Origin of the sequence: Halalkalibacter suaedae, from assembly GCF_017939705.1 — a bacterium.
GTDB classification, from domain to species: Bacteria; Bacillota; Bacilli; order Bacillales; family Bacillaceae_D; genus Halalkalibacter; species Halalkalibacter suaedae.
Window position 1 is genome coordinate 241,689 of sequence record NZ_JAGKSQ010000001.1, and the last position, 25,313, is coordinate 267,001.

General features: G+C 39.1%; 21 protein-coding genes. All 21 read right to left on the reverse strand.

Features of this window, described 5'->3' with window-relative positions; translation table 11 throughout:
• Positions 1 to 151: 151 nt before the first annotated feature.
• Complete coding sequence (thrS, locus tag J7W16_RS01185) at positions 152 to 2,083, reverse strand: threonine--tRNA ligase (RefSeq protein ID WP_210595101.1); 1,932 nt, start codon at positions 2,081 to 2,083, stop codon at positions 152 to 154.
• Between the two features lie 347 nt (positions 2,084 to 2,430).
• The gene (gene ytxC, locus J7W16_RS01190) at positions 2,431 to 3,291 is read right to left on the reverse strand and encodes a putative sporulation protein YtxC (protein WP_210595102.1); all 861 of its coding nucleotides are present in this window, start codon (positions 3,289 to 3,291) and stop codon (positions 2,431 to 2,433) included.
• Between the two features lie 202 nt (positions 3,292 to 3,493).
• On the reverse strand, positions 3,494 to 4,603 hold the full coding sequence (gene mqnC, locus J7W16_RS01195) for a cyclic dehypoxanthinyl futalosine synthase (RefSeq protein ID WP_210595103.1): 1,110 nt from the start codon (positions 4,601 to 4,603) through the stop codon (positions 3,494 to 3,496).
• 104 nt (positions 4,604 to 4,707) lie between these two features.
• On the reverse strand, positions 4,708 to 5,637 hold the full coding sequence (dnaI, locus tag J7W16_RS01200) for a primosomal protein DnaI (protein ID WP_210595104.1): 930 nt from the start codon (positions 5,635 to 5,637) through the stop codon (positions 4,708 to 4,710).
• Between the two features lie 14 nt (positions 5,638 to 5,651).
• The gene (locus J7W16_RS01205) at positions 5,652 to 7,076 is read right to left on the reverse strand and encodes a replication initiation and membrane attachment family protein (protein ID WP_210595105.1); all 1,425 of its coding nucleotides are present in this window, start codon (positions 7,074 to 7,076) and stop codon (positions 5,652 to 5,654) included.
• A gap of 74 nt (positions 7,077 to 7,150) precedes the next feature.
• Positions 7,151 to 7,609: a transcriptional regulator NrdR gene (gene nrdR, locus J7W16_RS01210; protein WP_210595106.1), complete on the reverse strand. Its 459-nt coding sequence runs from the start codon at positions 7,607 to 7,609 to the stop codon at positions 7,151 to 7,153.
• 71 nt (positions 7,610 to 7,680) lie between these two features.
• A complete protein-coding gene (locus tag J7W16_RS01215) occupies positions 7,681 to 8,082 on the reverse strand; it encodes a DUF1499 domain-containing protein (protein ID WP_210595107.1) in 402 nt (133 codons plus the stop codon).
• Between the two features lie 680 nt (positions 8,083 to 8,762).
• Complete coding sequence (speD, locus tag J7W16_RS01220) at positions 8,763 to 9,143, reverse strand: adenosylmethionine decarboxylase (RefSeq protein WP_210595108.1); 381 nt, start codon at positions 9,141 to 9,143, stop codon at positions 8,763 to 8,765.
• Between the two features lie 213 nt (positions 9,144 to 9,356).
• Positions 9,357 to 9,953: a dephospho-CoA kinase gene (coaE, locus tag J7W16_RS01225; protein WP_210595109.1), complete on the reverse strand. Its 597-nt coding sequence runs from the start codon at positions 9,951 to 9,953 to the stop codon at positions 9,357 to 9,359.
• A gap of 16 nt (positions 9,954 to 9,969) precedes the next feature.
• Entirely contained in the window at positions 9,970 to 10,605 is a 636-nt protein-coding gene (ytaF, locus tag J7W16_RS01230; RefSeq protein WP_210595110.1) for a sporulation membrane protein YtaF, read from the reverse strand.
• Positions 10,606 to 10,670: 65 nt separating this feature from the next.
• Complete coding sequence (gene mutM, locus J7W16_RS01235; protein WP_210595111.1) at positions 10,671 to 11,495, reverse strand: DNA-formamidopyrimidine glycosylase; 825 nt, start codon at positions 11,493 to 11,495, stop codon at positions 10,671 to 10,673.
• Positions 11,496 to 11,507: 12 nt separating this feature from the next.
• Complete coding sequence (polA, locus tag J7W16_RS01240) at positions 11,508 to 14,153, reverse strand: DNA polymerase I (protein WP_210595112.1); 2,646 nt, start codon at positions 14,151 to 14,153, stop codon at positions 11,508 to 11,510.
• Between the two features lie 103 nt (positions 14,154 to 14,256).
• On the reverse strand, positions 14,257 to 15,192 hold the full coding sequence (gene hflC / locus J7W16_RS01245) for a protease modulator HflC (RefSeq protein WP_210595113.1): 936 nt from the start codon (positions 15,190 to 15,192) through the stop codon (positions 14,257 to 14,259).
• On the reverse strand, positions 15,192 to 16,142 hold the full coding sequence (gene hflK / locus J7W16_RS01250) for an FtsH protease activity modulator HflK (protein ID WP_210595114.1): 951 nt from the start codon (positions 16,140 to 16,142) through the stop codon (positions 15,192 to 15,194). The genes hflC and hflK overlap by 1 nt, the downstream gene beginning before the upstream one ends.
• Positions 16,143 to 16,737: 595 nt before the next feature.
• Positions 16,738 to 18,507 (reverse strand): two-component system histidine kinase PnpS, encoded by a 1,770-nt coding sequence (pnpS, locus tag J7W16_RS01255; RefSeq protein ID WP_210595115.1) that lies wholly within the window; start codon positions 18,505 to 18,507, stop codon positions 16,738 to 16,740.
• Positions 18,500 to 19,222: a response regulator transcription factor gene (locus J7W16_RS01260; RefSeq protein WP_210595116.1), complete on the reverse strand. Its 723-nt coding sequence runs from the start codon at positions 19,220 to 19,222 to the stop codon at positions 18,500 to 18,502. Before J7W16_RS01260 ends, pnpS begins: the two co-directional genes overlap by 8 nt.
• Before the next feature lie 185 nt (positions 19,223 to 19,407).
• The gene (mdh, locus tag J7W16_RS01265; protein WP_210595117.1) at positions 19,408 to 20,349 is read right to left on the reverse strand and encodes a malate dehydrogenase; all 942 of its coding nucleotides are present in this window, start codon (positions 20,347 to 20,349) and stop codon (positions 19,408 to 19,410) included.
• 27 nt (positions 20,350 to 20,376) lie between these two features.
• Positions 20,377 to 21,645, reverse strand: a complete 1,269-nt coding sequence (gene icd / locus J7W16_RS01270) for an NADP-dependent isocitrate dehydrogenase (RefSeq protein WP_210595118.1) — start codon at positions 21,643 to 21,645, stop codon at positions 20,377 to 20,379.
• A gap of 94 nt (positions 21,646 to 21,739) precedes the next feature.
• Complete coding sequence (gene citZ, locus J7W16_RS01275; RefSeq protein WP_210595119.1) at positions 21,740 to 22,855, reverse strand: citrate synthase; 1,116 nt, start codon at positions 22,853 to 22,855, stop codon at positions 21,740 to 21,742.
• 226 nt (positions 22,856 to 23,081) lie between these two features.
• The gene (locus tag J7W16_RS01280) at positions 23,082 to 23,477 is read right to left on the reverse strand and encodes an FxsA family protein (protein WP_210595120.1); all 396 of its coding nucleotides are present in this window, start codon (positions 23,475 to 23,477) and stop codon (positions 23,082 to 23,084) included.
• 74 nt (positions 23,478 to 23,551) lie between these two features.
• On the reverse strand, positions 23,552 to 25,306 hold the full coding sequence (pyk, locus tag J7W16_RS01285; protein WP_210595121.1) for a pyruvate kinase: 1,755 nt from the start codon (positions 25,304 to 25,306) through the stop codon (positions 23,552 to 23,554).
• Between the last annotated feature and the right edge of the window lie 7 nt (positions 25,307 to 25,313).

A 25,313-nucleotide genomic window follows, 5' to 3' on the forward strand; every position in this document is an offset into this window, starting at 1 on the left:
AAGCAATATCTATTTATTGGACCATTGAAAAGATACGTTATGGATCTTAGGGGAACCGTCATTGGCTTAAACTTGCTATGAGTTGATTTCCCCTAACAGGCGTACAACGTGTGAAGCCATTGTGACTACCTCGAATCTTTTAGCCCTGATTTTACTTTCTTACTTCAGTTTGCATTTGAGTAATGAAGTCAGCCAAAGCAACTGAGGCAGAGTCTTGTTCGCCATACTTACGGATATTAACAGCATCTGCTTCCATTTCTTTATCCCCGAGCACAAGCATATAAGGGATTTTTTGCATTTGTGCTTCACGAATTTTATAACCGATTTTCTCATCTCTTTCGTCAATTTCAACGCGAGCACCGGCAGCTTGAAGTTGGTCTTTTACCTTATTTGCATAGTCTAAATGTACATCTGGTGATACTGGAATAATTTGCACTTGAACAGGTGCAAGCCAAGTTGGAAAGGCACCCTTATATTCTTCAAGTAAAAAGGCAACAAATCGCTCCATTGTTGAAACAACCCCACGGTGAACAACAACCGGACGATGATGCTGACCATCCTCACCAATATACGTTAAATCAAAGCGTTCTGGTAATAGGAAGTCTAATTGTACAGTTGATAGTGTCTCATCTTTTCCTAAAGCTGTTTTGACTTGAACATCTAATTTAGGACCATAAAAAGCCGCTTCGCCTTCAGCTTCATAATATTCAACATCATCCAGCTCATTCATTGCATCCTTAAGCATGCCTTGAGCCTTCTCCCACATAGCATCATCATCAAAATACTTTTCCTTATCTTCTGGGTCACGATAAGATAAGCGGAACTTATAATTTTCAATACCAAAGTCCTTGTAGACTTCACGGATTAAATGAACCACTCTTAAAAATTCGTCCTTAATTTGATCTGGACGACAGAAAATATGAGCATCGTTCAGCGTCATTCCACGTACACGCTGCAAACCAGATACCGCTCCTGACATCTCATAACGGTGCATCATGCCAAGTTCCGCGATTCGGAGCGGTAATTGACGATAGCTTCTCATATCTTGCTTGTACACCATCATATGGTGTGGGCAGTTCATTGGGCGGAGCACGAACTCTTCATTGTCACGTTCCATGACAGGGAACATATCATCCTTATAGTGATCCCAATGTCCAGATGTTTTATAAAGCTCTGAACTACCTAGAATTGGTGTATACACATGTTGATAGCCAAGACGTTCTTCTTTATCAACAATATAGCGTTCAATGATACGACGCACAGTAGCACCCTTTGGTAACCAAAGTGGCAGTCCCATACCGACCTTTTGAGATAAAGCAAAAATCCCAAGCTCTTTTCCTAATTTACGGTGATCACGTTCTTTCGCTTCTTCTAGCAAACGAAGATGTTCCTGTAAATCCTCCTTGCTAAAGAAGGCCGTTCCGTAAATTCGTTGAAGCATTTTGTTTTTACTGTCACCTCTCCAGTAAGCACCAGCAAGACTAAGTAGTTTAAATTCTTTAATTTTATTTGTTGATGGAATATGGACCCCACGACATAGGTCAAAGAATTCACCTTGCTCATAGATCGTAAGCATTTCGCCCTCTGGTATCGCATCAATTAATTCTAGCTTGTATTCATCACCAATTTCTTGATAACGTTTGATCGCTTCTTCTCTTGTTACTTCAACTCGATTAAATTCAAGATTCTCTGAGACAATCTTCTTCATTTCCTTTTCAATCTTCAGCAAATCTTCTGGTGTGAGTGATTCAGGTGTATCAATGTCATAGTAAAAGCCACCCTCAATAACAGGACCTACACCAAGTTTCACATCCTTAAATAAACGTTTAATTGCTTGTGCCATAACATGTGCCGTACTGTGTCTAACGATTTCCAATGCTTCCTCTGATGCTTGTGTGACAATAGCAATTTCTCCATCTTCATTAATTGGAGTTCGTAAATCAATCAATGTATTATTAAATTTCCCCGCAATTGCCTTCTTTTTTAAGCCTGGGCTAATTGAAGCTGCAATCTCTTCTGTTGTTGTTCCTTGAGGGAACTCTTTCACTGCTCCATCAGGGAATGTAATCTTCACATCTGCCATACTTGTCCACTCCTTAGTACTAATTTTTTTCATAAAAAAACACCCATCCCTCCATATAGAAGGGACGAGTGTGGTTTCGTGGTTCCACCCTTGTTCCCACTGCAGTGCAGTGGCTCAATACAATAACGGCTGCATGCCGGCATTAGTTAATCCATCCTAGGATGTTTCCCCAATGCTGCTCTGAGGTGGTAAGTCCGTTGTCCTGTTAAGAGGCTCTCACCATTTGCCTCTCTCTCTGAAAACATTCGATCCGTCTCGTGTCCTCGTCATCACTCTTGATCATTTAATTCTGCTATGTAGTATTATAGGGAGCACGAGATAGAAAATCAAGTAACAATCGACATTTTTTATTGCCATTCTTTTTCATATAGCTTTAATGGATAGAGCTTCAAGCGTTCTTGAAAAATAGATTGGATCGAAAGAACGACACCATGATCCGGATCATCTGTAAAGACATGAACAACTCCCGGTGCCATACTTACAAGAGGACTAATTACCATATCATCTACTTCAACCTCTTGTTCAAATATAAGATCATCTTGCAAATAAAAGAGAATCTCTTCTCTCGTTAGCTTACGGAAATGCTCATCATAGAACGTAAAGTTTTCATTATGAACAATATACAAGACATCAATCTTGGCACGGTTCATCTGAACATGTTGACGAAACTCTTCAATCATATTCTGATATTCCTGCTCAAGCATGTACTCATCAATTGCCATTTCAACACAATCAATCAGAATTTCCCCATAATCACGAAGTCGAAAGGTTAAAAATGGTTCATAGTAAAAGGTTGTTTCCTCTTCTAAGTGTTTTGCAAACGCATCATAGATATAGGCTCTACGATTAAAAAAAGGTTTCATTTGAGGGAGATCCTCTCGATCACCTTCGAGTATTGAGGTTGCCATCGCAAGAATTTGCTTTTGCTCTTCTACATCCTTAAAGTAAAACATTGTTTCAATAATGTCCAGGAGCCATTCCTCTTCTTTCGTACTAATTACATAATCGGTCAATACCGATGCGAGTAGAGGATGAAACGAATCATAAAAGTTAATCTCGTTATGTTCATAGTTGAGTAGAATCGTATCGTCCCCTTCTGCTTTTACAGCACCACCTAGACCATAATTTGCGTATTTACAAATATACGCTTGCAGTTGTTCTAATAATTGCTTGCAATCATGTTCTTGTTCAAAATGGATTGCTATCAACGCTTACTCCCCCTTACATATAACGAACACCCTTCTTCGTTTTACTTCTCGTCCATACTCAGACAGGCTCTACTTTCATCCTATGTAGATGTTTTAAAAAAATGATTATTATTTCTTCGTTTTGCCACGAATAAATAACTAATACAATCAAAGCTTTCAAACAATCAGAAAAAACGCCCTGGCCAGTGGCCAGAGCGTCCTATTAATTCTGCATAACAAAGTCATTTTCAGCAATTTCTTCATCATTAAATACTTTTAGAATATTGTAACCAGTGTCGCGCTGTGCAGGTATTTTTCCAGCTTCACGAATGAGTCTTAACGTTTCATTTGTGTTAACCTTATGAGTCGCCCCAGCAGCAGAAACAACATTCTCCTCCATCATTGTGCTACCGAAGTCATTACATCCGTATTGTAATGATAACTTCCCAACTTCTGGTCCCATCGTTACCCATGACGCTTGAAAGTTCGGAATATTATCTAGGAATAAACGAGAAATCGCGACATTCTTTAAATAATCGGTTGGCGTTAATTTCTTCGTACGATGCATCCCCGTATTTTCCGGCTGAAGTAACCATGATATAAAGGCAGTGAAACACTCTGTTTCATCCTGAGCATCACGAACTCGCTGAAGATGCAGGGCACGTTCTTCAAATGATTCTCCAAATCCGATAACCATCGTAGCCGTACCGTGCATGCCAACTTTCTTCGTTGCCTTCATTGCTTCAATCCATTGCTCCCAAGTAACCTTAAGACGACTAACTCTAAGCCTAGTTTCCTCGGTCAGGATTTCTGCACCCCCACCTGGCATACTATCTAAGCCAGCTTCGTGAAGCTCACGAAGAACTTCTTCTACAGAAAGATTGGAAACTTCAGCAATCTTCCAGACTTCAGCTGGAGAAAATGAATGCATCCAGATATTGTAACGTTCCTTAATTTCACGAAGTAAGTCTGTATAATAACTAAGTGGTAAATCCGGATTTGTTCCACCTTGCATCAAAATTTCTGTTCCACCAACAGCTAGCGTTTCTTCAATTTTCTTAAAGATTTCATCATTACTTAATACATAACCCTCTTTATGACCAGGTGCTCTATAGAAAGCACAAAAACGGCAATACGTATCACAGAAATTCGTATAATTGACATTACGTCCAATGATAAACGTAGCGACTGGATCTGGATGCCACTTTTTCATTACCTTATCAGCAGCCTCGCCCATTTTCTCTACTTCATCACTCTCATAAAGAGCGACAGCATCAGCCATAGACAAGCGCTCCCCGTTCACAGCACGCTCTAAAATTGCATCTATACTCATATAATTAACCTCCGTACTCTATCAATATAGGATAGTATCATCCTATCACAGTTCAATCATCCCGGAAAGAGAAGACAATCCTGATGGCAAAAACTACAAATCTTTTATCTACGACGACGATTGTCACCTTCAACAGTTACGAATGTTGTAAAATGTTTAATTCTCTCCATAATTCGCTTCGCCTTTAGCTCTTCAATTCCACCTTTATCTGAGTAAGATAAGTGATCTTCAAGTTCATCATAATCATAATTCGATGTGAAAAGAGTAGGCAATTTTTCAAGCATACGATGCTGAAGAATTGCTCCAAGAACATCGTCGCGAATCCAACCAGAAATCGTTTCAGCCCCAATGTCATCAAGGATCAACACTTCGGCTTGTTTGACCATATCTAATTTCTTTTGGAAGGATCCATCTCCAATCGATTGTTTCATTTCTCTAAAAAAGTCAGGAGTGTACACTAAAAAGGTTTGGATGCCTTTTTCTCTAAGTTCATTGGCAATCGCACCCATTAAATGGGTTTTGCCGACGCCAAACTTCCCATAAAAATAAAGACCATCGCCGTCCTCACCTGGTCTTGCTTCCATCGCAAAGGACAGTGCTCTTCGACTCGCTTCCTCTCTCTCTGAAATATCATCAAGTGAATCGAAGGTCGCAGAAAGGATTTCTTTTGGAACATAGAATGACTTAATTAATTGTCTCTCTTGTTTTTCCTTATCATGCTGTTCCTTCTTAGAACAGGCTTGATAGGATAGATCCAATGTACCTCTTACTACAGTTAACTTAGGTTGATACCCCTGCATCATATTTGGGCATTTAGAGAGACCAGGACACTCTGAACAATGATGAAGCTCTTTTTTATATTCATAGAGTTTCATAAGACCTTGTTCAACCATTTCTTCTGACACTTCATCAAATTGCTGCAGTGCCTTACTAACAAATGGATCTTGTAGTAATGCTGTTCTTGCTTCATCTAGCTGCTGTTGAATGTTCTTATTTTTTGTCCATTGCTTAAGTGATGATTGTAATGACTCCATCCCTCTAGTCCCCCTTACTTTTTCATTTTCCTGCGCTCTTCAAGTAATTGTGCAAAGCTTTTTTCTTTCGCCTCTTCATCATTTGTCGGTTCTGATTTCTTTGGGACTTCAACTGATTTATCTTTTTCCTTCTCAGCTAATAGCCATTTAGGTAATTTATCCCGACGGACAGCTCCTGTTTTTCCTGGTTGCCGCTTGTATGATGATGCTGTCGACTGTTTAGGCTTGTTTTTGTTTTGTTCCTGAAGAGCTAATTTCATAGCCTCTGGCACCGTCTTTACTTTTTTTCGTGACCAATGCCCGGCAATTTTATCGATTAGTGCCTTTGAAAGCTTCATATCATGACTCCATAGCATTAAATCAAGCAGGACATTAATTACGCCAGGATTTAAATTATGATCCATCATTAATGATTCAATAATTTTCACATCGGCCAACGCAACCTTAGCACCGTCAGATCTTATTTCTAACAAGGACAATGGTGGTGTTGTTTCATAGAACTGAACTGTCCGTTCCTCGTCAGTCGTTGGTACTTTCCCATTCATTTGTTGATGAACAACTGGCTGGGTCCGCATAGCTAAGGCAGGTGGCTCCGTTCCATGTTCAATCTTGTACCATTCTTGAACCTTTTTCCGTAATTCTTCTATATTCAATTGGTCATCATGCAAGAGTGCTTGAAGAACAATACTGCTCATTTCAAGTGGCTCAATTCGATAGACAAAAGCTAACCTGCTAATAGCTTGTCTTACTTCTGTAGTAAAAATTTCGCTTGGATTAACCGATCTTGAGACACTTTTTTCTAGTGTATCAAAGTCAAAATCATGATCAAAAGTAAGAGATGATGATGATGCTTTTGTTATAAGTTCTTGCCCTGAATCAATCGTTAGGGCATTACTCGTTTCTGATTTCAGGTTGGAAACCATTTCAGAATGATGTAGGGATGCAAAGACTTCATCAAATGCATACGTCGTTTCCGTATATTCATCCTTATCAACTGCATCAAGGATAAATCGTTCACGAAGCTGCCTATAATGGGTCTTACCAAGCCGGTTGAAAAGATAAACACTTAACACATCATTTTCAAAAAACTGTTTTGGTGTCATCGGCGGCTGAAGTTCATATAGATAGGTTGTACCTTCATCATCCTTACGCTTAAACGTCTTCAATAGCCCAATACCCTCAAGCTTCTTTCGCTCTTCAAAAATAACCTCTAAAGAAGTCCCGAGAAGCAGCATCAGCTGTCTATGCGTTTGTTCACGACTCCAATACTGATCTTTCTCCAACTGAGCTAAAAGGGTTCCATAAAAGCTATTGGCAATCGCCCCAATTAACGGCTGATAGAGCAACGTTAATGTTAGCTGGTCCAACTCTGTTATATACTGGCTTGTACGAACAGAAAAGCGATCAACTGGTAGAAGTTGCTTCCAATGCCAAGTCATCTTTATCCCTTCTTTCTCTTGGTGTAGAAAGAGTAAAAAGAGCTTGCAGCATTATTTTGCTTTAAGCTCCTTCGTTACTCACTCTTATTCATAAGCTCTGTTAATTCTTTTATAAACACATTGATGTCTTTGAATTGTCGATAAACAGAAGCAAATCGAACATAAGCCACATCGTCAACATCCGCTAATCTTTCCATAATTAGCTCACCGACATCATGACTTTCCACTTCATTCTTCCCTAAGTTACGAAGCTCACGTTCTGCTCCGTTTACAATCTGTTCTAGTGTTTCTAATGGTACCGGTCTTTTTTCACATGCACGAATCAAGCCTCTTAATAGTTTATCTCGGTCAAATTCCTGTCGTGTACCATCTTTTTTAACGACAATAAGCGGAACTTCCTCAACCATTTCAAATGTTGTAAACCGATGGTTGCAGTCCTCACACTCACGACGGCGTCTAATTGATCGTCCTTCATGGCTTGGCCTTGAGTCGAGCACACGCGTTCCATTATATTGACAAGCTGGACATCGCATGAAATCATCTCCACTAATTTAAACTAGCATTGTCATAATCATATAAAAAAAGATGAAATAAGACAAGTGTACTACAATAGTTCTTTCCCTAATCCAGATCCAATATATGTGAGTTCCTTATCTATCTTCTTGTACATATCTAAGACAACTTTTTGACTGTGACCTAAATCAGTAGGAAGGGACGTATCAGTTGAACATGATAAGTCAATTGCTGTTTTGAATGGTTTAACTGTAATAATGGTTAACACAAGCATCTTTCGCTTGCCTTTCTTCATTTTCGCAACAATTTCTCCACGCTCGACTTCAGATCTAGCAATTTCCCAGCCCGATTGAACTAAGATCGGTTCAAGTGCTTGCATTGCTTTATCCTTTGTTGTTTTATAATAACGTGTTTGTAGGTCCTTCACATTATGCTCTTCAGTCGTTTCAGTTCTAATACTAAAGAATCGTTTAACATTATCTAGCAATCCCATGAAATCGTCCCTTTCCCCTATGTTCTTATCTCTATCATACCATAATTACTATTCAAGCTGTTAGACAATCAGTATAGAAAGATTTGTAGAATCGACGTATACTAAATCCTCTTAACTTTCCCATAGCTAGGCAGTCGACAATTATGTAAGGGTAAGTTGCCAGCATGGCCATGGTAAGATGCTGCGACTCCGCTACCGGGATGGGGGCACGTTTTCCGCAGGCGGGCGTGGAACTAACCGGCTCTTCCGGTGGATTTCCACCTGCCCTTCCTCCTGCAGGAATCGGCCCTCCCATCCCGTACGCTTTGTTCAAGAAAATATAGAATTCTCCTTCCTCTTAAACCGCCTTTGTACTAACAATTGCGAGGAAAAATAGATCATTCTATGTCAAGAATATTGGCCATTAAAAATGGGAAACCAATTAAAAAGCTCAAAAACGCCCTTGAGAATCATTTCTCAAAGACGTTTTGTCTAAGGTCTAACTAAAATACCAAACAAATCAATACATAGCGGATGAAATATACGTAGACTCCTGCGGGATCTAAAAGCCAAGGGTGAGACCCCACAGGCGTAGCCGAGGAGGCTCACCGGTTCCCCGCGGAAAGCGAAGTATATTTCAGGAGCGGTTTACATCAGCTATCTTGTTCGGATTTTCGTTTAATATTTGACCGGCCTCTTTGCTACAATGTTTGAACCTTTGATTTCATAATTTTAATGGGTCCCATCCCTCTTGGTACCTCGATGACTTCACTTGTTGTTGAGTCAAGAGCTTCGGCGATATACGTCGATGCGATGTTTGGATCCAAATGACCACAAGTATACACATCAATGCTTGCATAACCATGTTCAGGAAAACTATGGATCGTTAGGTGTGATTCCGAAATAATTACAACTCCACTTACTCCTAGGGGAGCGAATTTGTGAAAGGCAACTTCTCTCACCTCTGCTCCAGCTTTGAGTGCAGCATCAACAAAAACCTGTTCAATGAAACTGATATTATTTAATTTATCAACATTGCATCCCCAAAGTTCAGCAATGACATGACGCCCCATCGTGTCCATACTTTGAGTCCCCCTTCACAGAAAAATTCATGCCTTTAACAGCATGTAATACGTTAAATCACATGGGGGAAGTTAGTCCAAAAAGGGTCTAACCCGTTTTGCAATCTAACCAATATACTTTCAAAAAAATGGAATGTAACCAAGTTGTAAGTGATTCTTCACATTGGCTCGTGAACTTAACAATATGGTTAGCTTTTTCAGCTACTAACATAACTATACAGGAATGTCCCAGTTTTTTAAAATCGCATGTAGCTGATTCTCTGTCTCCAAAATAGATCCACCGTTATCAATAATCGCATCTGCACGAGCCTTTTTATCAATTAAAGCTTGTTGTGATAAGATTCGTGATAATGCGGCTTCCTTGTTGATGTTATCTCTTTCCATCAATCTAAAAAGCTGAGTGTCCTCGTCAACATAAACAAGCAATACTTTTTCAACAAGGTGAAAAAGATTGCTCTCGTATAGTAGAGGGATATCATATACAATCGTTTGAAAACCGCTAGCAAGATAGTGCTCCTTCTGTTCATTCATTCGCTTTCGAACAGCAGGGTGAACAATTTGATTTAAGACATCTCTTTTTTTTTGATCAGAAAAAATAATTTCACCAAGCTTCTTCCTCTTAAGAACCCCATCGCTGTCGAGGACCTCAGAACCGAAATGAGAAACAATCTGTTTCAAGCACTCCGTTCCTGGTTCAACCACTTCTCTCGCAATTACGTCAGCATCAATCACTGGGAGACCCAGTGATTTAATCATTCGACTAACTGTTGATTTCCCGCTAGCAATACCGCCCGTTAAGCCTATTAACATTGTCGATCTCCTTTATTTAGAAACTACTTATACCAAGAATGATCAGAAGTAGCCCAGGAATGAACGAAAATTTCTTGATCCATTTAGAATCTGCAAACTTACGCCCGCTCTTCATTCCGAGTGAAACAAATAATGCACTCATTAATGCAACACTTAAGGCCATTAAAAACGGAGAAAAGCCAATTAAGGCAGCTCCAATACCTGCACCAAAAGCGTCGAGTGACAGAGCAATACCGAGTAAGATCGCTTCTCTACCAGTAATTGTCCCCGAATGATCTAAATCAGCAGTCATCGGCTTTCGCAGAATCCTAATTACTACACCTAATACCTTGATCTCAAAATTTAAAATAATTTCATCTTCTTTAGTTATTTCCTTATTTTCAGCAGGTCTGACTGCTTGATAAGTAGCCCATGCACCGATTAGGACTAAAATAATACCACCAATCATCTCTGAAACTGCAGGAGACAAATACGTTTGGATAAAGTTTCCGAACACCATTGCAATTAATATTGATGTAGCCGAACAACCGGCTATAAATAACAATGATCGTATCGGTAATTTCATTTTTCTTAAACCGTATGTTAATCCTACCCCGAAGCTGTCAAGACTAACGGCCAAGGCAAGTGCGAGTAGGGAAAGAATTCCAACCATCGTTATAAGCCCCTTCCATTTAGAACGTTACGATAGTATATGGTTAGGGCTTATCTAAAGTACTGTTATTTTTGACAGTTCGTGCAAAAATGTGTTCCTCTTCCTCCGACAACCGTCTTTGTCACAGGTGTTCCACAATTAGGACAATCCTCACCTTTTCGACCATAAACAGCTAGTTGCTGCTGAAACATCCCCATCTCGCCTTGGCCATTCACATACGATTTGACAGAGCTGCCACCTAAGTCAACAGCCTCCTGTAATGTGTTAATGATTGCTTTGTGAAGAAGCACGACTTCTTGATCGTTCAGCGATGCCGCTTCTCTATTTGGTAAAATCCCTGAACGAAACAACGCTTCATCTACATAAATATTACCAAGACCTACAACAGTTTTCTGATCTAATAACACGACTTTGACATTTCTTGTTGTCTTTTGAAATGCTCCTCTTAATACATCAACTGTAAACATTTCTGAAAATGGTTCAACACCTAGCTGAGACAAAGGCATGGAATTCTGCTCAGTCCCCTTTTTAAAAAGGTGCATCGTCCCAAACTTACGAACATCCTGATACCTAAGCTCAGTCCCATCAGTAAAACTGAAAATGACATGGGTATGTGCAGTTAGATCCTCGCCAGCTTGAAATAGACCGTATCTTCCTTCCATTCGTAGATGAGAGACTAAAGTGATATCATCTAACACAAACAAAAGAAACTTAGCCCTTCTTTCAACTTCATGAATTGTTTGTCCAATCAAAGCCAGTCTGAATTGCTCGGGATCATCTGGCTTTTTCACAATATTAGCCCATTTGACCTCAACATCCTTAATTGTTTTGTTTAATACAAGTTGACGTAATGTACGCCTTACTGTTTCAACCTCAGGTAATTCAGGCATGTACCTCTCTCCTTACTTTGCGTCGTACCATGTATCCCCAGAAGAAACATCTACTTTTAACGGTACATGTAGTTCAACTGCATTTTCCATGACATCTCGAATCAATTCCAACATTTCATCATGTTCTTCTTCAGGTACTTCAAAGATTAATTCATCGTGCACTTGTAATAGCATTTTACTTTTCAGTTGGCGTTCGTCCATTTTGTCAGCCATATGAACCATTGCCTTCTTAATAATATCAGCAGCGGTTCCTTGAATCGGTGTGTTCATTGCTGTACGTTCAGCAAAGCTACGCTTATTAAAATTACGACTCGTCAAATCGGGAAGGTAGCGTCTACGATGAAGCAAAGTGGAGACATAACCATTTTCTCTAGCCTTTTCGACGATCGAATCCATATATTCCTTAACCTTAGGGTAGCTTTCAAAATATCTTTCAATAAATTGTCCAGCTTCCTTTCTTGTGATGCCTAGATTTTGCGAGAGACCAAAATCACTAATACCATAAACAATACCAAAGTTAACAGCTTTCGCACCTCTTCGCATCGAGGATGTGACCTCCTCTTCGCTAACATGAAAGACATCCATTGCCGTTTTCGTATGAATATCCATATCATGCTGGAACGCCTCGATTAATCCATCATCCCCTGCAATATGAGCAAGGACTCTCAATTCAATCTGGGAGTAATCGGCTGCAATCATTTTCCAACCCGGTTCTGAAGGAATAAAGGCTTTACGGATTTTTCTTCCTTCCTCCAGTCGGATCGGGATATTTTGCAAATTAGGGTCTGTTGAACTCAAGCGTCCTGTTTGTGTCAGTGCTTGATTATATCTCGTATGAATTTTGTTCGTCTCATCTTTAATAACCTTAAGTAGCCCTTCAATATATGTCGAATTTAATTTACCTAATTGTCGGTAATGAACAATGTATTCAACGATTTCATGCTCTTCAGCCAATTTTTCAAGTACATCAGCTGATGTTGAATAACCTGTCTTTGTTTTCTTGAGAGGTGGTAAGCCAAGTTTCACAAAGAGAATCTCTCCTAATTGCTTTGGTGAGTTAATATTGAATGCCTCGCCAGCTAATGAATGAATTTTCTGCTCTAATTCCTGAAGTCGATTATTTAGATCCTCACCCATTTGCTCAAGCTGCTGTTTATCAACCTTTACCCCATTTTTCTCCATATGTCCAAGCACAATCGATAAAGGCATTTCTAGTTCCGTATAGAGCTTTTCTTGTTCGTTTTCTTGGAGTTCCTTTTCAAATACTGGCTTTAGCTGATAGACCGCTTCTGCTTTTCGAACAAGATGTTCAGCTAGCTTATCGATCTCGGGAACCTTTTGCTTTGCCCCTTTACCGTAAATGAATTCATCTGCCTGAACAATTGATTTTCCTTGTCTTGATGCGACTTCATGAATATCATGAGTTGCAAGGGATGGGTCAAGTAAATACGAGGCCATTTGTAAGTCAAACTCAACACCTTCGAACATAATTCCTTTCCAGCCAAGGGCAACAACAGAACGTTTAGCATCAAATACCCATTTCTTTTTCGTTTCATCATTGGCCCATTCAACAAATGCAGTTGACTCTAATGCTGTTTCCGTTTTTATGAAAAAACGACCATTTTCATTCACAATTGCTATTCCTTCAATAGTAGCTTGATGATAGTTTTCACTTAATACTTCTACAATGACAGAGGATTCGTTGGCGAGATGCTTGTCCGTAATCTGATCAACAATAGAAAAAGAAATTTCTTCTACCTCCTCCTCCACAGCTGATTCTTGATCGAACTTCGAAAGCAATGAAGTGAACTCAAGTTCTTTTAGTAAACCTACAACCTTATTTGTTTCATAATCACCAAATGTATACTGATCGAATGATTCTTCAAGCGGAACGTCAACAAATATTGTTGCTAATTCTTTGCTCATCAATGCTTGTTCACGATTTTCTTCTAATCGCTCTTTCATTTTCTTCCCGGAAATTTGATCAATTGACGAAAGGACCTCTTCTACGGTTCCAAATTCCTTCAAAAGCTTCAATGCTGTCTTCTCACCAATACCAGGAACTCCAGGGATATTATCTGAACTATCGCCCATTAACCCCTTCATATCGATGATTTGTTTAGGGGTAATTCCATATACTTCATCTAGATGAGCGATATCATATGCCTCAACATTTGTAATTCCTTTTTTCGTAAGAATAACGGTTACTTTGTCTGAGATTAATTGCAGTAAGTCTTTATCACCTGAATAAATCTTCACTTCCCAATCTTCTTTTTCACCAGCTTGTTTTGCCAAGGTTCCAATAATATCATCGGCTTCATAATTCTCTGCCTCATATCTAGATATGTTAAATGCATCTAGAAGCTCCCTAACTAATGGGAATTGTTCTGATAATTCAGGTGGAGTCTTTTGGCGTCCTCCCTTATATTCACTGTATGTTTTGTGACGAAATGTTGTTTTTCCAGCATCAAAAGCGACAAGCATATGTGTCGGTTTTTCCTCCTCAATAATCTTAAATAGCATCGTTGAAAAACCGTATACTGCGTTTGTGTATACACCTTTTTGATTGTTTAATAAAGGCAGGGCGAAGAAAGCACGATAGGCTATACTATTTCCATCTATTAATACGAGCTTATTCAAATTAACTGCTCCTCTCATTGTCTAACTATGTACATATATTGTAGCATAGCCTGCTAAAAAGATGAAAAAAGAGGAAACCTGATTTAGAGCGACATGGCTCTTTGGTTCCCTCAAACAAATATTATTCTGTGTAGCCCATTAAGATCCTCGCATATGGCGAATCTGCTGGTAGGACAATGACCGTTTCTCCGTTAATTGTCTTTTCATATGACTGCAATGTTCGATACAGCTGATAGAATTCTGGATCTTGGCCAAAGGTTTCATTATAGATTCGAGCAGCCTCTGCTTCACCCTCACCTATAATCTCATTTGCGTCTGCATTCGCTTTAGCAACCATTTCCTTTACTTCACGATCAGTATTTGCTTCAATTCGATTAGCATCTGCATCCCCTTGTGATAAATACTCCTGTGCCTTCGTTTCGCGTTCAGAAATCATTCTGCGATATACCGCTTCTTCGTTTTCTTTCGGCAAATCTGTTCGCTTCATTCTTACATCAGTTAAATATACTCCATAATCACCACTAGCAAGGGCGTCATTTACACGCTCTCGAACTAAATCATTAAAGCTTCCTCTAGACGTATCTTTTTCATTAATAATTTCTTCAAAATTAAGCTGACCTAGCTCAGCCCGAATCGCAGAGAAGATTTGTTCACCCATAATCGCTTCAACTCTTTCAATCGTTACCCCGTTTGAGATCATGAGTTGTGGATCTTCAATCCTCCAAACTGCATAGTGATCGGCTAACATTCGCTTTTTATCTTTTGTATTAATTTCAGCAGGTGGAATATCATAAATCATTTGATATTTAGGCAATGTAGTCACAGACTGAATGAAGGGGATCTTATAGCTTAGTCCGGGTTCATCTTCAATTCGAACCACTTCGCCAAATTGACGCACAATCTTGTATTGTCCTTGCTCTACAATAAACAGATTACTTAATAATGTTGCAACAATCACAATCAAAATAATCGCCACGGCAACAAGCTTCCCATATCTTCGCCACTCATCACTTGGACGTCTTTTTTCATTTAAATCGACAATATTATCATCACTCATTAATTTGTTCCTCCTTCCGCTGTCGTCTGCTGCTGTCTTTCAAGCGGACGAATAGGTAAGTAATTAACAGTATCATTTCCATCCATAATGTAGATTTCTGTATCTGGTAAAACACTATCTAATGTCTCAAGAATAAGACGCTGTCTCGTCACTTCAGGATTTACCAAATATTCATTATAAAGAGCATTAAACTTAGCAACATCTCCACGAGAATTCTCGATTCGTTCGGTACGTGTACCTTCTGCTCTAGACATAATCGCATCAATTTCCCCTTTTGCTTCGTTAATTAATTGATTACGATATCGATCAGCTTGATTGACTTTCGTTAGTCGCTCTTCCCGTGCATCTGTCACCTTAGTGAAAGCACGCCTTACCTCCTCTGTCGGTAATTCAACATCTTGAAGCTTTACATCCTGGATGCTTATTCCAATTTCATAGACTTCTAGCAAGGTAACTAGCTTTTCAAAAACCTCTGCTTCAATCGCAGGACGTTGGTCAGTCAAGGCATCATCTACTTTAGAGCTCCCTATTACACCACGTAATGTTGCTGAGGTCGCATCATGAAGAATTTGTTCTGGCTTTTCTGTACTGTATAGATATTTCTCAGGGTCAGTAATTCTCCACTGAACAGCTAAATCAGCAAAAATTATGTTCTCATCCCCTGTAATCATTTTCGCCTCATCCGAAAATTCAACCACTTCTCCGCCTTCTTCTTCATAACCGACTTGGAGATTATATGTTCCTCTTGATAAAATAACGACTCGTTGAATCGGCCAAGGCATCTTAAATTTCAAGCCTGGCTCAGTAATGGTTTCCTCTACTTTACCAAAGGTAATTAAAGCCGCCTGCTCTGACTCATCAACGGTATACCAGCCCGTAATGAGGAAAAGTGCTAAAATCGCAATACCAACTAAGGAGATAAATCCTACTAATAATTGCTTTATCGTCATCAAATCACCCTTTCCTTACCTATTTGTAAACATATACGAATAAATGAATCGATCGGTTTCATTTATCATTATAATACTGAGAAATGAAGATCATGCTTTCATAAATCAAAACAGGCTGGGACAAAAGTGATTTAACTAAAAGAAAATCCGAACAATGATAGCTGGCGAAAGTAAACCGCTCCTGAAATATACTTCGCTTTCCGCGGGAAGCCGGTGAGCCTCCTCGGCTACGCCTGTGGGGTCTCACCCTTGGCTTTTTCATCCCGCAGGAGTCTACGTATATTTCATCCGCTATGTGATTGCTTTGTTCGGTATTTCAGTTAGACACTTTAGTTATGTCCCAGCCTGTTTGCTCTGCGGCTAGAAGCTCTTTTGAACCCCCGACATAGCCAGGGGTTTTCTAAACCATTGAAAAAAAGAACGAAAGCAATTAATGCCTTCGTTCATAATGGGGATGTAACCTACGGCAGAATGAAGGGATGAATCATCATTCGCCATGGGATAGATAAAACCGTTCGTAATTCATTTTAATATACAATATTTAAGCTAGAATGAACCTATTGTAAATATTGTGTAAATTCCGAACAAATTCGACCTATTCCTCAAAGGAGCGACTAAAGAAAATAGAAAAGGCTGTGCCCTTTCCTGGCTCACTTTCAACACTAATTCTGCCATGATGTGCTTCAACGAGATGCTTTACAATCGCAAGTCCTAATCCAGTTCCACCTGAGTTTCGACTTCTTGCACGATCCACCCGATAAAAACGTTCAAAAATTCGCGGAAGCTCACTTTCACTAATTCCAATTCCGGTATCACGTACTTGCAACATCACATTCTCATCTGAATCCCCATCTAATGTGACTAGAATCTTCCCTCCAGCTTGGGTATAGGTGATGCCATTATTAATCAAATTGATTGCAATTTGTTTGATTCGTTCCGGATCTCCTTTAATTGAACAATCCCCACTTGTGATTAACTCTAGGTCAATCTTCTTTTCGTTAGCTTTATCTCTTAACAAGACAACTACATCTTCTATAATGGCTTTGACATTCGTTTGTTGCCAATTAAGCTTGAAATATTGTTGCTCAATTCTTGATAATTCAAGCAAGTCATGAATCAACCCTTGTAAGCGCTCACTCTCTTTATAAATAATACCAAGAAATTTCCCTCTAAGCTCCTCTGTATGCATCGCCCCATCAAGAAGAGTTTCTGTAAATCCTTTTATTGAGGTAACAGGTGTTTTCAACTCATGAGAGACATTTGCAACAAAATCTTTTCTAACTTGCTCGAGCTTTTTTAACTCGGTAATATCATGTAAGACTAAAGCAATCCCTTTTAGTTTTCCACTATCACTAACAACAGGAGCACCATACACATCGAAATGACGAATTTCTAATAGAACAGGAAAACTGATTTGTTTTCTTTGTCTTTTTTCAGTTATAAAGACGTTCTGTATGATCTTAATAAGCTCTTTATGCCTAATGACATCATGATACAATTGATTTACCCAAAGTTCTGTGTTTTCCTCAAAAATAAGTTGACACGTGCGATTAATAAGGGAAATATCCCCTCTAGTATTTATCAGAATTAGGCCACTTCCCATATTTTCAATTAATGTCTCCATGCGTTCCTTTTGGGCTTGATGGCGCCTAGTTAATTGCTCCAAATTATAAGCTAAAACATTGATTGATTTAGATAATTGACCAATTTCATCCTGATTCCCTTCAAAGGTCCTTGCTTTAAAATTACCTTCTGCAAGTTCAATAGCAACAGAGGTCGCATTCTCAATAGGTTCAATCATTTGGTTTGCTAATCGATACGTGATAAATACGATAATAACAAAAGCTAATGTAAAACAAATACTAATGATCGTCCAAATTGATTGAGTCATTTCTGACATACGATCAGTTGATAAGCCTAACCGAAAATAGCCAATCGTTTCGTTATCTTGTTTAACCCCTACAGCATAATAGAGCAACTCGTCTTCAACCGTAGTACTATAACGAATTTTGGAGCCATCGTTCCCATTGATCAGTTCTTGTATTTCAGGTCGATCTAGGTGGTTCTCCATTAATATCGGGTCCGTAGAAGACTCACCAACGACGGTTCCATCTAAGGCGATAATTGTAACTCTAGCATCAAGCCTATCAGAGATGATCTCAGCTTGACGTTGCGAGAGTATTGGATCAATTCCGTCTTTTGATACGAGGTCTGAAGCCAAATGTGCCTCTTTTTCAAGTCGGTCCTTCATATTGTTCTCGTAATGATCTCCATAAATATGACCAGTGACAAAACCTAGACCAGCCATGACTAGCATTGTAATTGCTAGAACGGATAGGACTAATTTAAAACGAAGTCTATGCATCAAACTGCGGCTCCTCAAGTTTATATCCTAGGCCACGTATTGTTTTGATGTAGATTGGTTTCTTTGTATTTGGTTCAATCTTTTCACGAAGGTGGCTAATATGAACATCAACAATCCTTGTGTCACCTACAAACTCATAGTTCCAAACGGCATTTAATAATTGGTCTCTCGTTAATACGCGTCCTTTATGATTACCAAGATAGAGAAGTAGTTCAAATTCTTTTGGCGTTAAATCAAGTGATTGATTTTGATAATGAACCTCGTAATTATCTGGATAAATGTGAACGTCACCACATGTAATGACATTTGCTTCAACACTTATTGTATCATCATCAACGATTTTTAATTGACTTACTCTTCGAAGGATCGCTCTTACTCTAGCAACCACTTCTCTTGGACTAAAAGGCTTTGTCATGTAATCATCTGCCCCTAGCTCCAAACCAAGAACTTTATCAAACTCATCATCTTTAGCTGTCAGCATCAGAATCGGTAGATGTATCTTATTCTCTCGAAGTCTCTTACAAACATCTAATCCATTTACCTCAGGAATCATTAGATCAAGCACCATTAAATCAAATGGTTTTGATTCAGCTAATTTCAGTGCTTCTGCTCCATCAGAAGCTGTAACTACTTCAAAACCTGCTTGCTCCAAATTAAATTGCAATAAGGTTGCAATCGATTCTTCATCATCTACAACTAATAAGCGTTTTGTCATGGTTCTCCTCCAAACACATTTACTCAATGTGAGTCAATTGTAACGATTATCCATCCAGAACGTCCATCCCATTTTTTATCTCTTTTAATCAATTATAGCAATTTTGAATGTATTCTACTATTTCTTTTTCAGATTAAATAAAACCCTCTTTTTTCATAGTGAAAAAAGAGGGTTTAAAATCATGATCATTCTGGGAGTGCTGACATTACATTTCTAACAGACTCAACAGATTTTGCGAGGGCTTCTCTTTCATCCTCTGTTAAATCCAATTCAATAATCTTCTCAATTCCGTCTCCACCGAGAATGGTCGGTACACCAACATAAAGATCTTCATAACCATATTCACCCTCAAGATAAGCAATTGTTGGCAAAATACGTTTTTTATCTTTAATAATAGCTTCGACCATTTGTGTAAGAGATGCTGCTGGAGCGTAGTATGCACTTCCGTTACCTAATAGTCCGACAATTTCACCGCCGCCTTTACGAGTACGCTCGACAATTGCATCGAGACGCTCTTTAGGCATCAACTTCTCAAGAGGTATACCACCGGCAAATGAATACCGAATCAGTGGAACCATATCATCACCATGGCCTCCAAGAACGAACCCAGTTATGTCTTCAACGGAAAGATTTAACTCTTGAGCCACAAATGTGCGAAAACGAGCTGTATCTAATACACCAGATTGACCCATAACTCTGTTTTTCGGGAAGCCTGATTCTTTAAATACTGTATATGTCATCGCATCAGCAGGGTTTGTTAATACGATGATATAACAATTCGGAGAATACTTAACAACTTCCTTCGTTACAGCTTTCATGATGCCCGCATTGGTATTTACAAGATCATCTCTACTCATCCCTGGCTTACGTGCAATTCCTGCCGTAATAACAACCACATCTGAGTCCTTCGTATCCTCGTAACTTGATGTTCCGATGATTGTAGAATCAATACCGATTACCGGAGTCGCTTCAAGCATATCAAGGGCTTTGCCTTTTGTCGGGCCTTCCATCTGTGGAATATCAACAAGGACAACATCGCCTAGTTCTTTTTGTGCGACCATTAGAGCAGTTGTCGCACCAGTGAAGCCGCCACCAATAACGGAAATCTTTCTACGCTTTATTGCCATGATTTAATCTCCTCCACTATAGCTTAATTATAGGTTGTTGATTAATTCTGTAGCAAAACCTGAGCAAGAAACTTCTGTAGCACCATCCATTAGACGAGCAAAGTCATAAGTAACTACTTTACTTGCAATTGTTTTATCCATTGAAGCCATGATCAAATCTGCTGCTTCATTCCAGCCAAGGTGACGAAGCATTAATTCACCTGAAAGAAGAACAGAAGAAGGGTTCACCTTATCAAGTCCAGCATACTTAGGTGCTGTACCATGTGTCGCTTCAAAAATAGCATGTCCTGTATCGTAGTTAATATTTGCACCTGGAGCGATACCGATACCACCAACTTGTGCAGCTAATGCATCAGAAATATAATCTCCGTTTAAGTTCATTGTTGCAACAACATCAAACTCTTTCGGTCTAGTTAAAATTTGTTGTAAGAAGATATCTGCAATTGAATCTTTAATGATAATTTTGCCAGCAGCTTCAGCAGCATCTTGTGCTTTATTTGCAGCATCCTTACCTTCAGACTCAACTAACTTATCGTATTGTGCCCACGTGAATACCTTATCACCAAATTCACGTTCAGCTACTTCATAGCCCCAGTTCTTAAACGCTCCTTCAGTAAATTTCATGATGTTTCCTTTATGAACAAGCGTTACGCTCTTACGTCCTTCATCTAAAGCATACTGGATAGCAGCGATAACTAAGCGTTCAGTTCCTTCTTTAGATACTGGCTTGATTCCGATACCAGATGTTTCAGGGAAACGAATTTTTGTTGCTCCCATTTCATTTTGAAGGAAATCGATCAGTTTTTTCACTTCATCAGAACCTTCTTGGAACTCGATTCCTGCATAGATATCTTCAGAGTTCTCACGGAAGATAACCATATCTGTATCTTCAGGACGTTTAACAGGTGAAGGTACACCTTGGAAGTAACGAACTGGACGTAAGCAAGTATAAAGGTCTAGCTCTTGACGAAGTGCCACATTTAGTGAGCGGATCCCTCCACCAATTGGTGTAGTTAATGGACCTTTGATTGCAATCATGTATTCACGAACAGCTTCAAGAGTCTCATCTGGCAGCCATGAACCTGTTTCATTAAATGCTTTTTCACCAGCTAAGATTTCTTTCCAAACAATTTTCTTTTCCCCATTGTATGCTTTGTCAACTGCAGCATCCAATACACGTGAAGCTGCTTTCCAAATATCAGGACCAATTCCATCACCTTCGATATAAGGGATAATTGGGTTATTTGGAACATCAAGAACACCATTGTTTACTTTAATTGTTTCTCCGTTTGACATTACGCATGACCTCCTAATTGTTTTAAAAAACTTTCTTTCTAATGGAACGTGAAAAAATCTATGTATATGGGGGCAATACCCCCATCATACGCTATTATCGTTGATCAATTGAAACATAGCTTTGTTTTTGTGGGCCAACATACTCTGCTCGTGGACGAATCAGACGGTTATTACTATATTGCTCTAAAATATGAGCCAACCAGCCTGAAGTACGACTAACAGCAAAGATTGGTGTGAAAAGATCACTCTTAATACCTAAACTATGATACACACTAGCAGAATAGAAATCGACATTTGGCAAAAGACCCTTTTCACCAGTCACAATTTCGTTAATCTTTGTCGACATTTCATACCACTTTGTTTCACCAGTGATTTCTGTTAGACGCTTAGACATGTCTTTTAGATGCTTCGCACGTGGATCACCTTTTTTATAAACACGATGTCCAAAGCCCATAATTTTTTCTTTGTTGTCCAATGCTTTTCGAATATAAGGTTCAACATTTTCAACCTTATCAATTTCTAAGAGCATATTCATTACCGCTTCATTAGCTCCCCCATGAAGAGGACCTTTTAATGCACCAATAGCAGCAGTAATACCTGAATAGACATCAGACAACGTGGCAACACAGACTCGAGCAGTAAAGGTAGAGGCATTTAACTCATGGTCAGCATGTAACACTAATGCCTTATTGAACGCATCAACTGAGATATCATCAGGCTCATTTCCAGTTAGCATATATAGAAAATTAGCAGCAAAGCCCAAATCTTTACGTGGACTTACTGGTTCTAGACCTTCGCGGATTCGAGAAAACGCTGTCACAATCGTAGGGATTTGTGCTTGAATCTTGATTGCCTTAAGATGATTCGCTTGTTCTTCCATAACGTCTGCGTTTTCATCAAATAATGCCAGACTTGAAATTGCCGTGCGTAAAGCAGCCATTGGATGAACCTTTCCAATTGGATAAGTTTTCATTTGGTCAATAACCTCTTTAGGTACTTCTGCATGATTTGCTAGTTCCGAAGTTAATTGACTCAGTTCAGCTTCTTTTGGTAATCGTCCATTCCATAAGAGGTAAATAACCTCTTCAAAACTCGCATTATCTGCTAAATCATCAATATCATATCCCTGATAGGTAAGGACACTTTCGATTATAGAGCTTACACTTGATGTTGTTGCTACAATACCTTCTAGACCACGAGTTGTACTCAAATTAACCTCTCCTTTTCTCTATTGTATTGTTCTAAACTAGTAAATGCTTACATTTCATTACAATCTAAAAAAGCATTTATGCAAGTAGCTGTCTTATGTAAAAAGAATGACTCACAAGTTTCATTATAACGATTAATTACACTTTTGTGAACGTTTTAGCTTAAACTTCTTTACCAATTTATTAACTCGGATTTAGAAATACACTTGTGAGTCATTTATTAGGTGTTTATCTTCTATTCATAATAATGAAATTTCCATTTTTGATCATACGATTTATCAATTTTGTTAACAAAACTTTAGCCGTCGCTCTCGTTTGAGGAATTAGCAAAAAGAAACCAATCGCGTCGGTTATAAAACCAGGAGTTAGTAGCACAACACCGCCTACTAGGATACATACACCGTCTAGAATAACTCCACTTGGCAGCTGCCCTTGTTGCATCTGTAACTGAGCTAATTTAATCGTCTGTAGTCCTTCCTTCTTAGCAAGCCAAGCTCCTAGAACACCTGTACCAATAATTAAAGCAATGGTTGGCCAGACACCTAATGTATTTCCAGAAACGATTAGAAGAGCGATCTCTAGAGCTGGGACAAGAATGATAAGTATCAGCAATAATCTAAACATCTCATGCTCCTTTTTTGTATAGAATCTTTTTAAAAAAAGAAAAAGAGAAGGGGACTCCCTTCTCCTCTCTCTAATTATAGTACACTCGTGTGACCTCTGTAAATATTACCGCGTGAACTATCAACAGTAATCTCTTCGCCTTCTTTAAATAAATCAAGTGCTTCTTCTACACCAACGATCACTGGTGTACTTAAGCTTAATCCTACAACAGCTGCATGTGAAGTTAATCCACCTTCAACAGTAATAACTGCTGCCGCTTTTTCGAACGCAGGAATCATATCTTTGTCTGTGCTGAAAGTAATTAGAATTGATGTTTCAGTTGTTTTTGCATTTGCTTCTTCAGCATTCTTAGCAATGACAACACGACCAGCCGCAGTTCGACCACCAATTCCTTGGCCTTTTGCTACTACTTCGCCAATAACATGAACCTTCATGATATTTGTTGTTCCCGTTTCATTAATTGGTACACCAGCAGTAATGACAACCAGGTCACCTTGCTTGATCGAACCATTTTGAAGTGCATAGTCAACCGTTGATTCAAACATCTCGTCAGTTGATGCTGCCGTTTTACCTAGAACAGGAGTTACCCCCCAAACTAGATTTAACTTACGAACAACCTTTTCACTACTTGTCACAGCGATAATCGGTGAAAGCGGACGATATTTCGATACAACTCGAGCAGTATGACCACTTTCTGTAGCTGATAAAATTGCAGCTGCCGATAAATTCGAAGCAGTATGTGCAACAGATTGACCAATCGCACTCGTAATTGATGTATTAGCTTCCTTTGTTTTCTTTCTTAAGATCGCTTCATAGTTCAATGCTTTCTCCGTACGTGTAGCTATATTATGCATCGTTTGAACTGACTCAACTGGGTAGTCCCCAGCAGCTGTTTCACCAGAAAGCATAATAGCATCCGTTCCATCGAAAATCGCATTAGCAACATCACTTGCTTCAGCACGTGTTGGACGTGGATTGCGTTGCATAGAGTCAAGCATTTGAGTTGCAGTAATAACAGGTTTAGCAGCTGTATTACACTTCTTAATCAACTCTTTCTGTACAAGAGGTACTTCCTCCGCCGGAATTTCAACCCCTAGATCTCCACGTGCAACCATTAGGCCGTCAGACACTTCTAAGATTTCATCGATATTATCGACACCTTCTTGGTTTTCAATCTTAGGAATAATATGGATTTCACTACCATCATTTGTATCAAGCAATTCACGAATTTGAAGAACATCAGATGCACGTCTTACGAATGATGCAGCAATGAAATCTACACCTTGCTCAATACCAAATTTGATATCTGCTGTATCCTTTTCTGTAATTCCTGGTAGGTTAACACTTACATTAGGTACGTTAACCCCTTTCTTGTTCTTCAACGTGCCGTCATTCATTACCTTAGTGACAAGCTCGTTATCTCTAATTTCAGTAACTTCTAGCTCAATTAAGCCATCATCTAACAAAATCTTAGAACCTGGATGCACATCATTAACTAGACCAGGGTATGTAACAGAAATCTTCTTATTATTACCTACTACTTCTGTCATTGAGACGACTAGCTCTTCACCTGTTCTTAACTCTGCAACTCCACCCTCAAGTGTTTGTGTGCGAATTTCAGGTCCTTTTGTATCAAGAAGAATCGCTACTTTCTTTCCAGTCTGCTCTGAAGCAATTCGAATGTTTTTAATTCGGTTACCGTGTTCTTCGAAATCTCCGTGAGAAAAATTCAAACGAGCAACGTTCATTCCAGCCTCTATTAACGCAACAAGTTTTTCAACCGATTCACTTACAGGTCCTATTGTACAGACAATTTTTGTTTTACGCATAAATGCC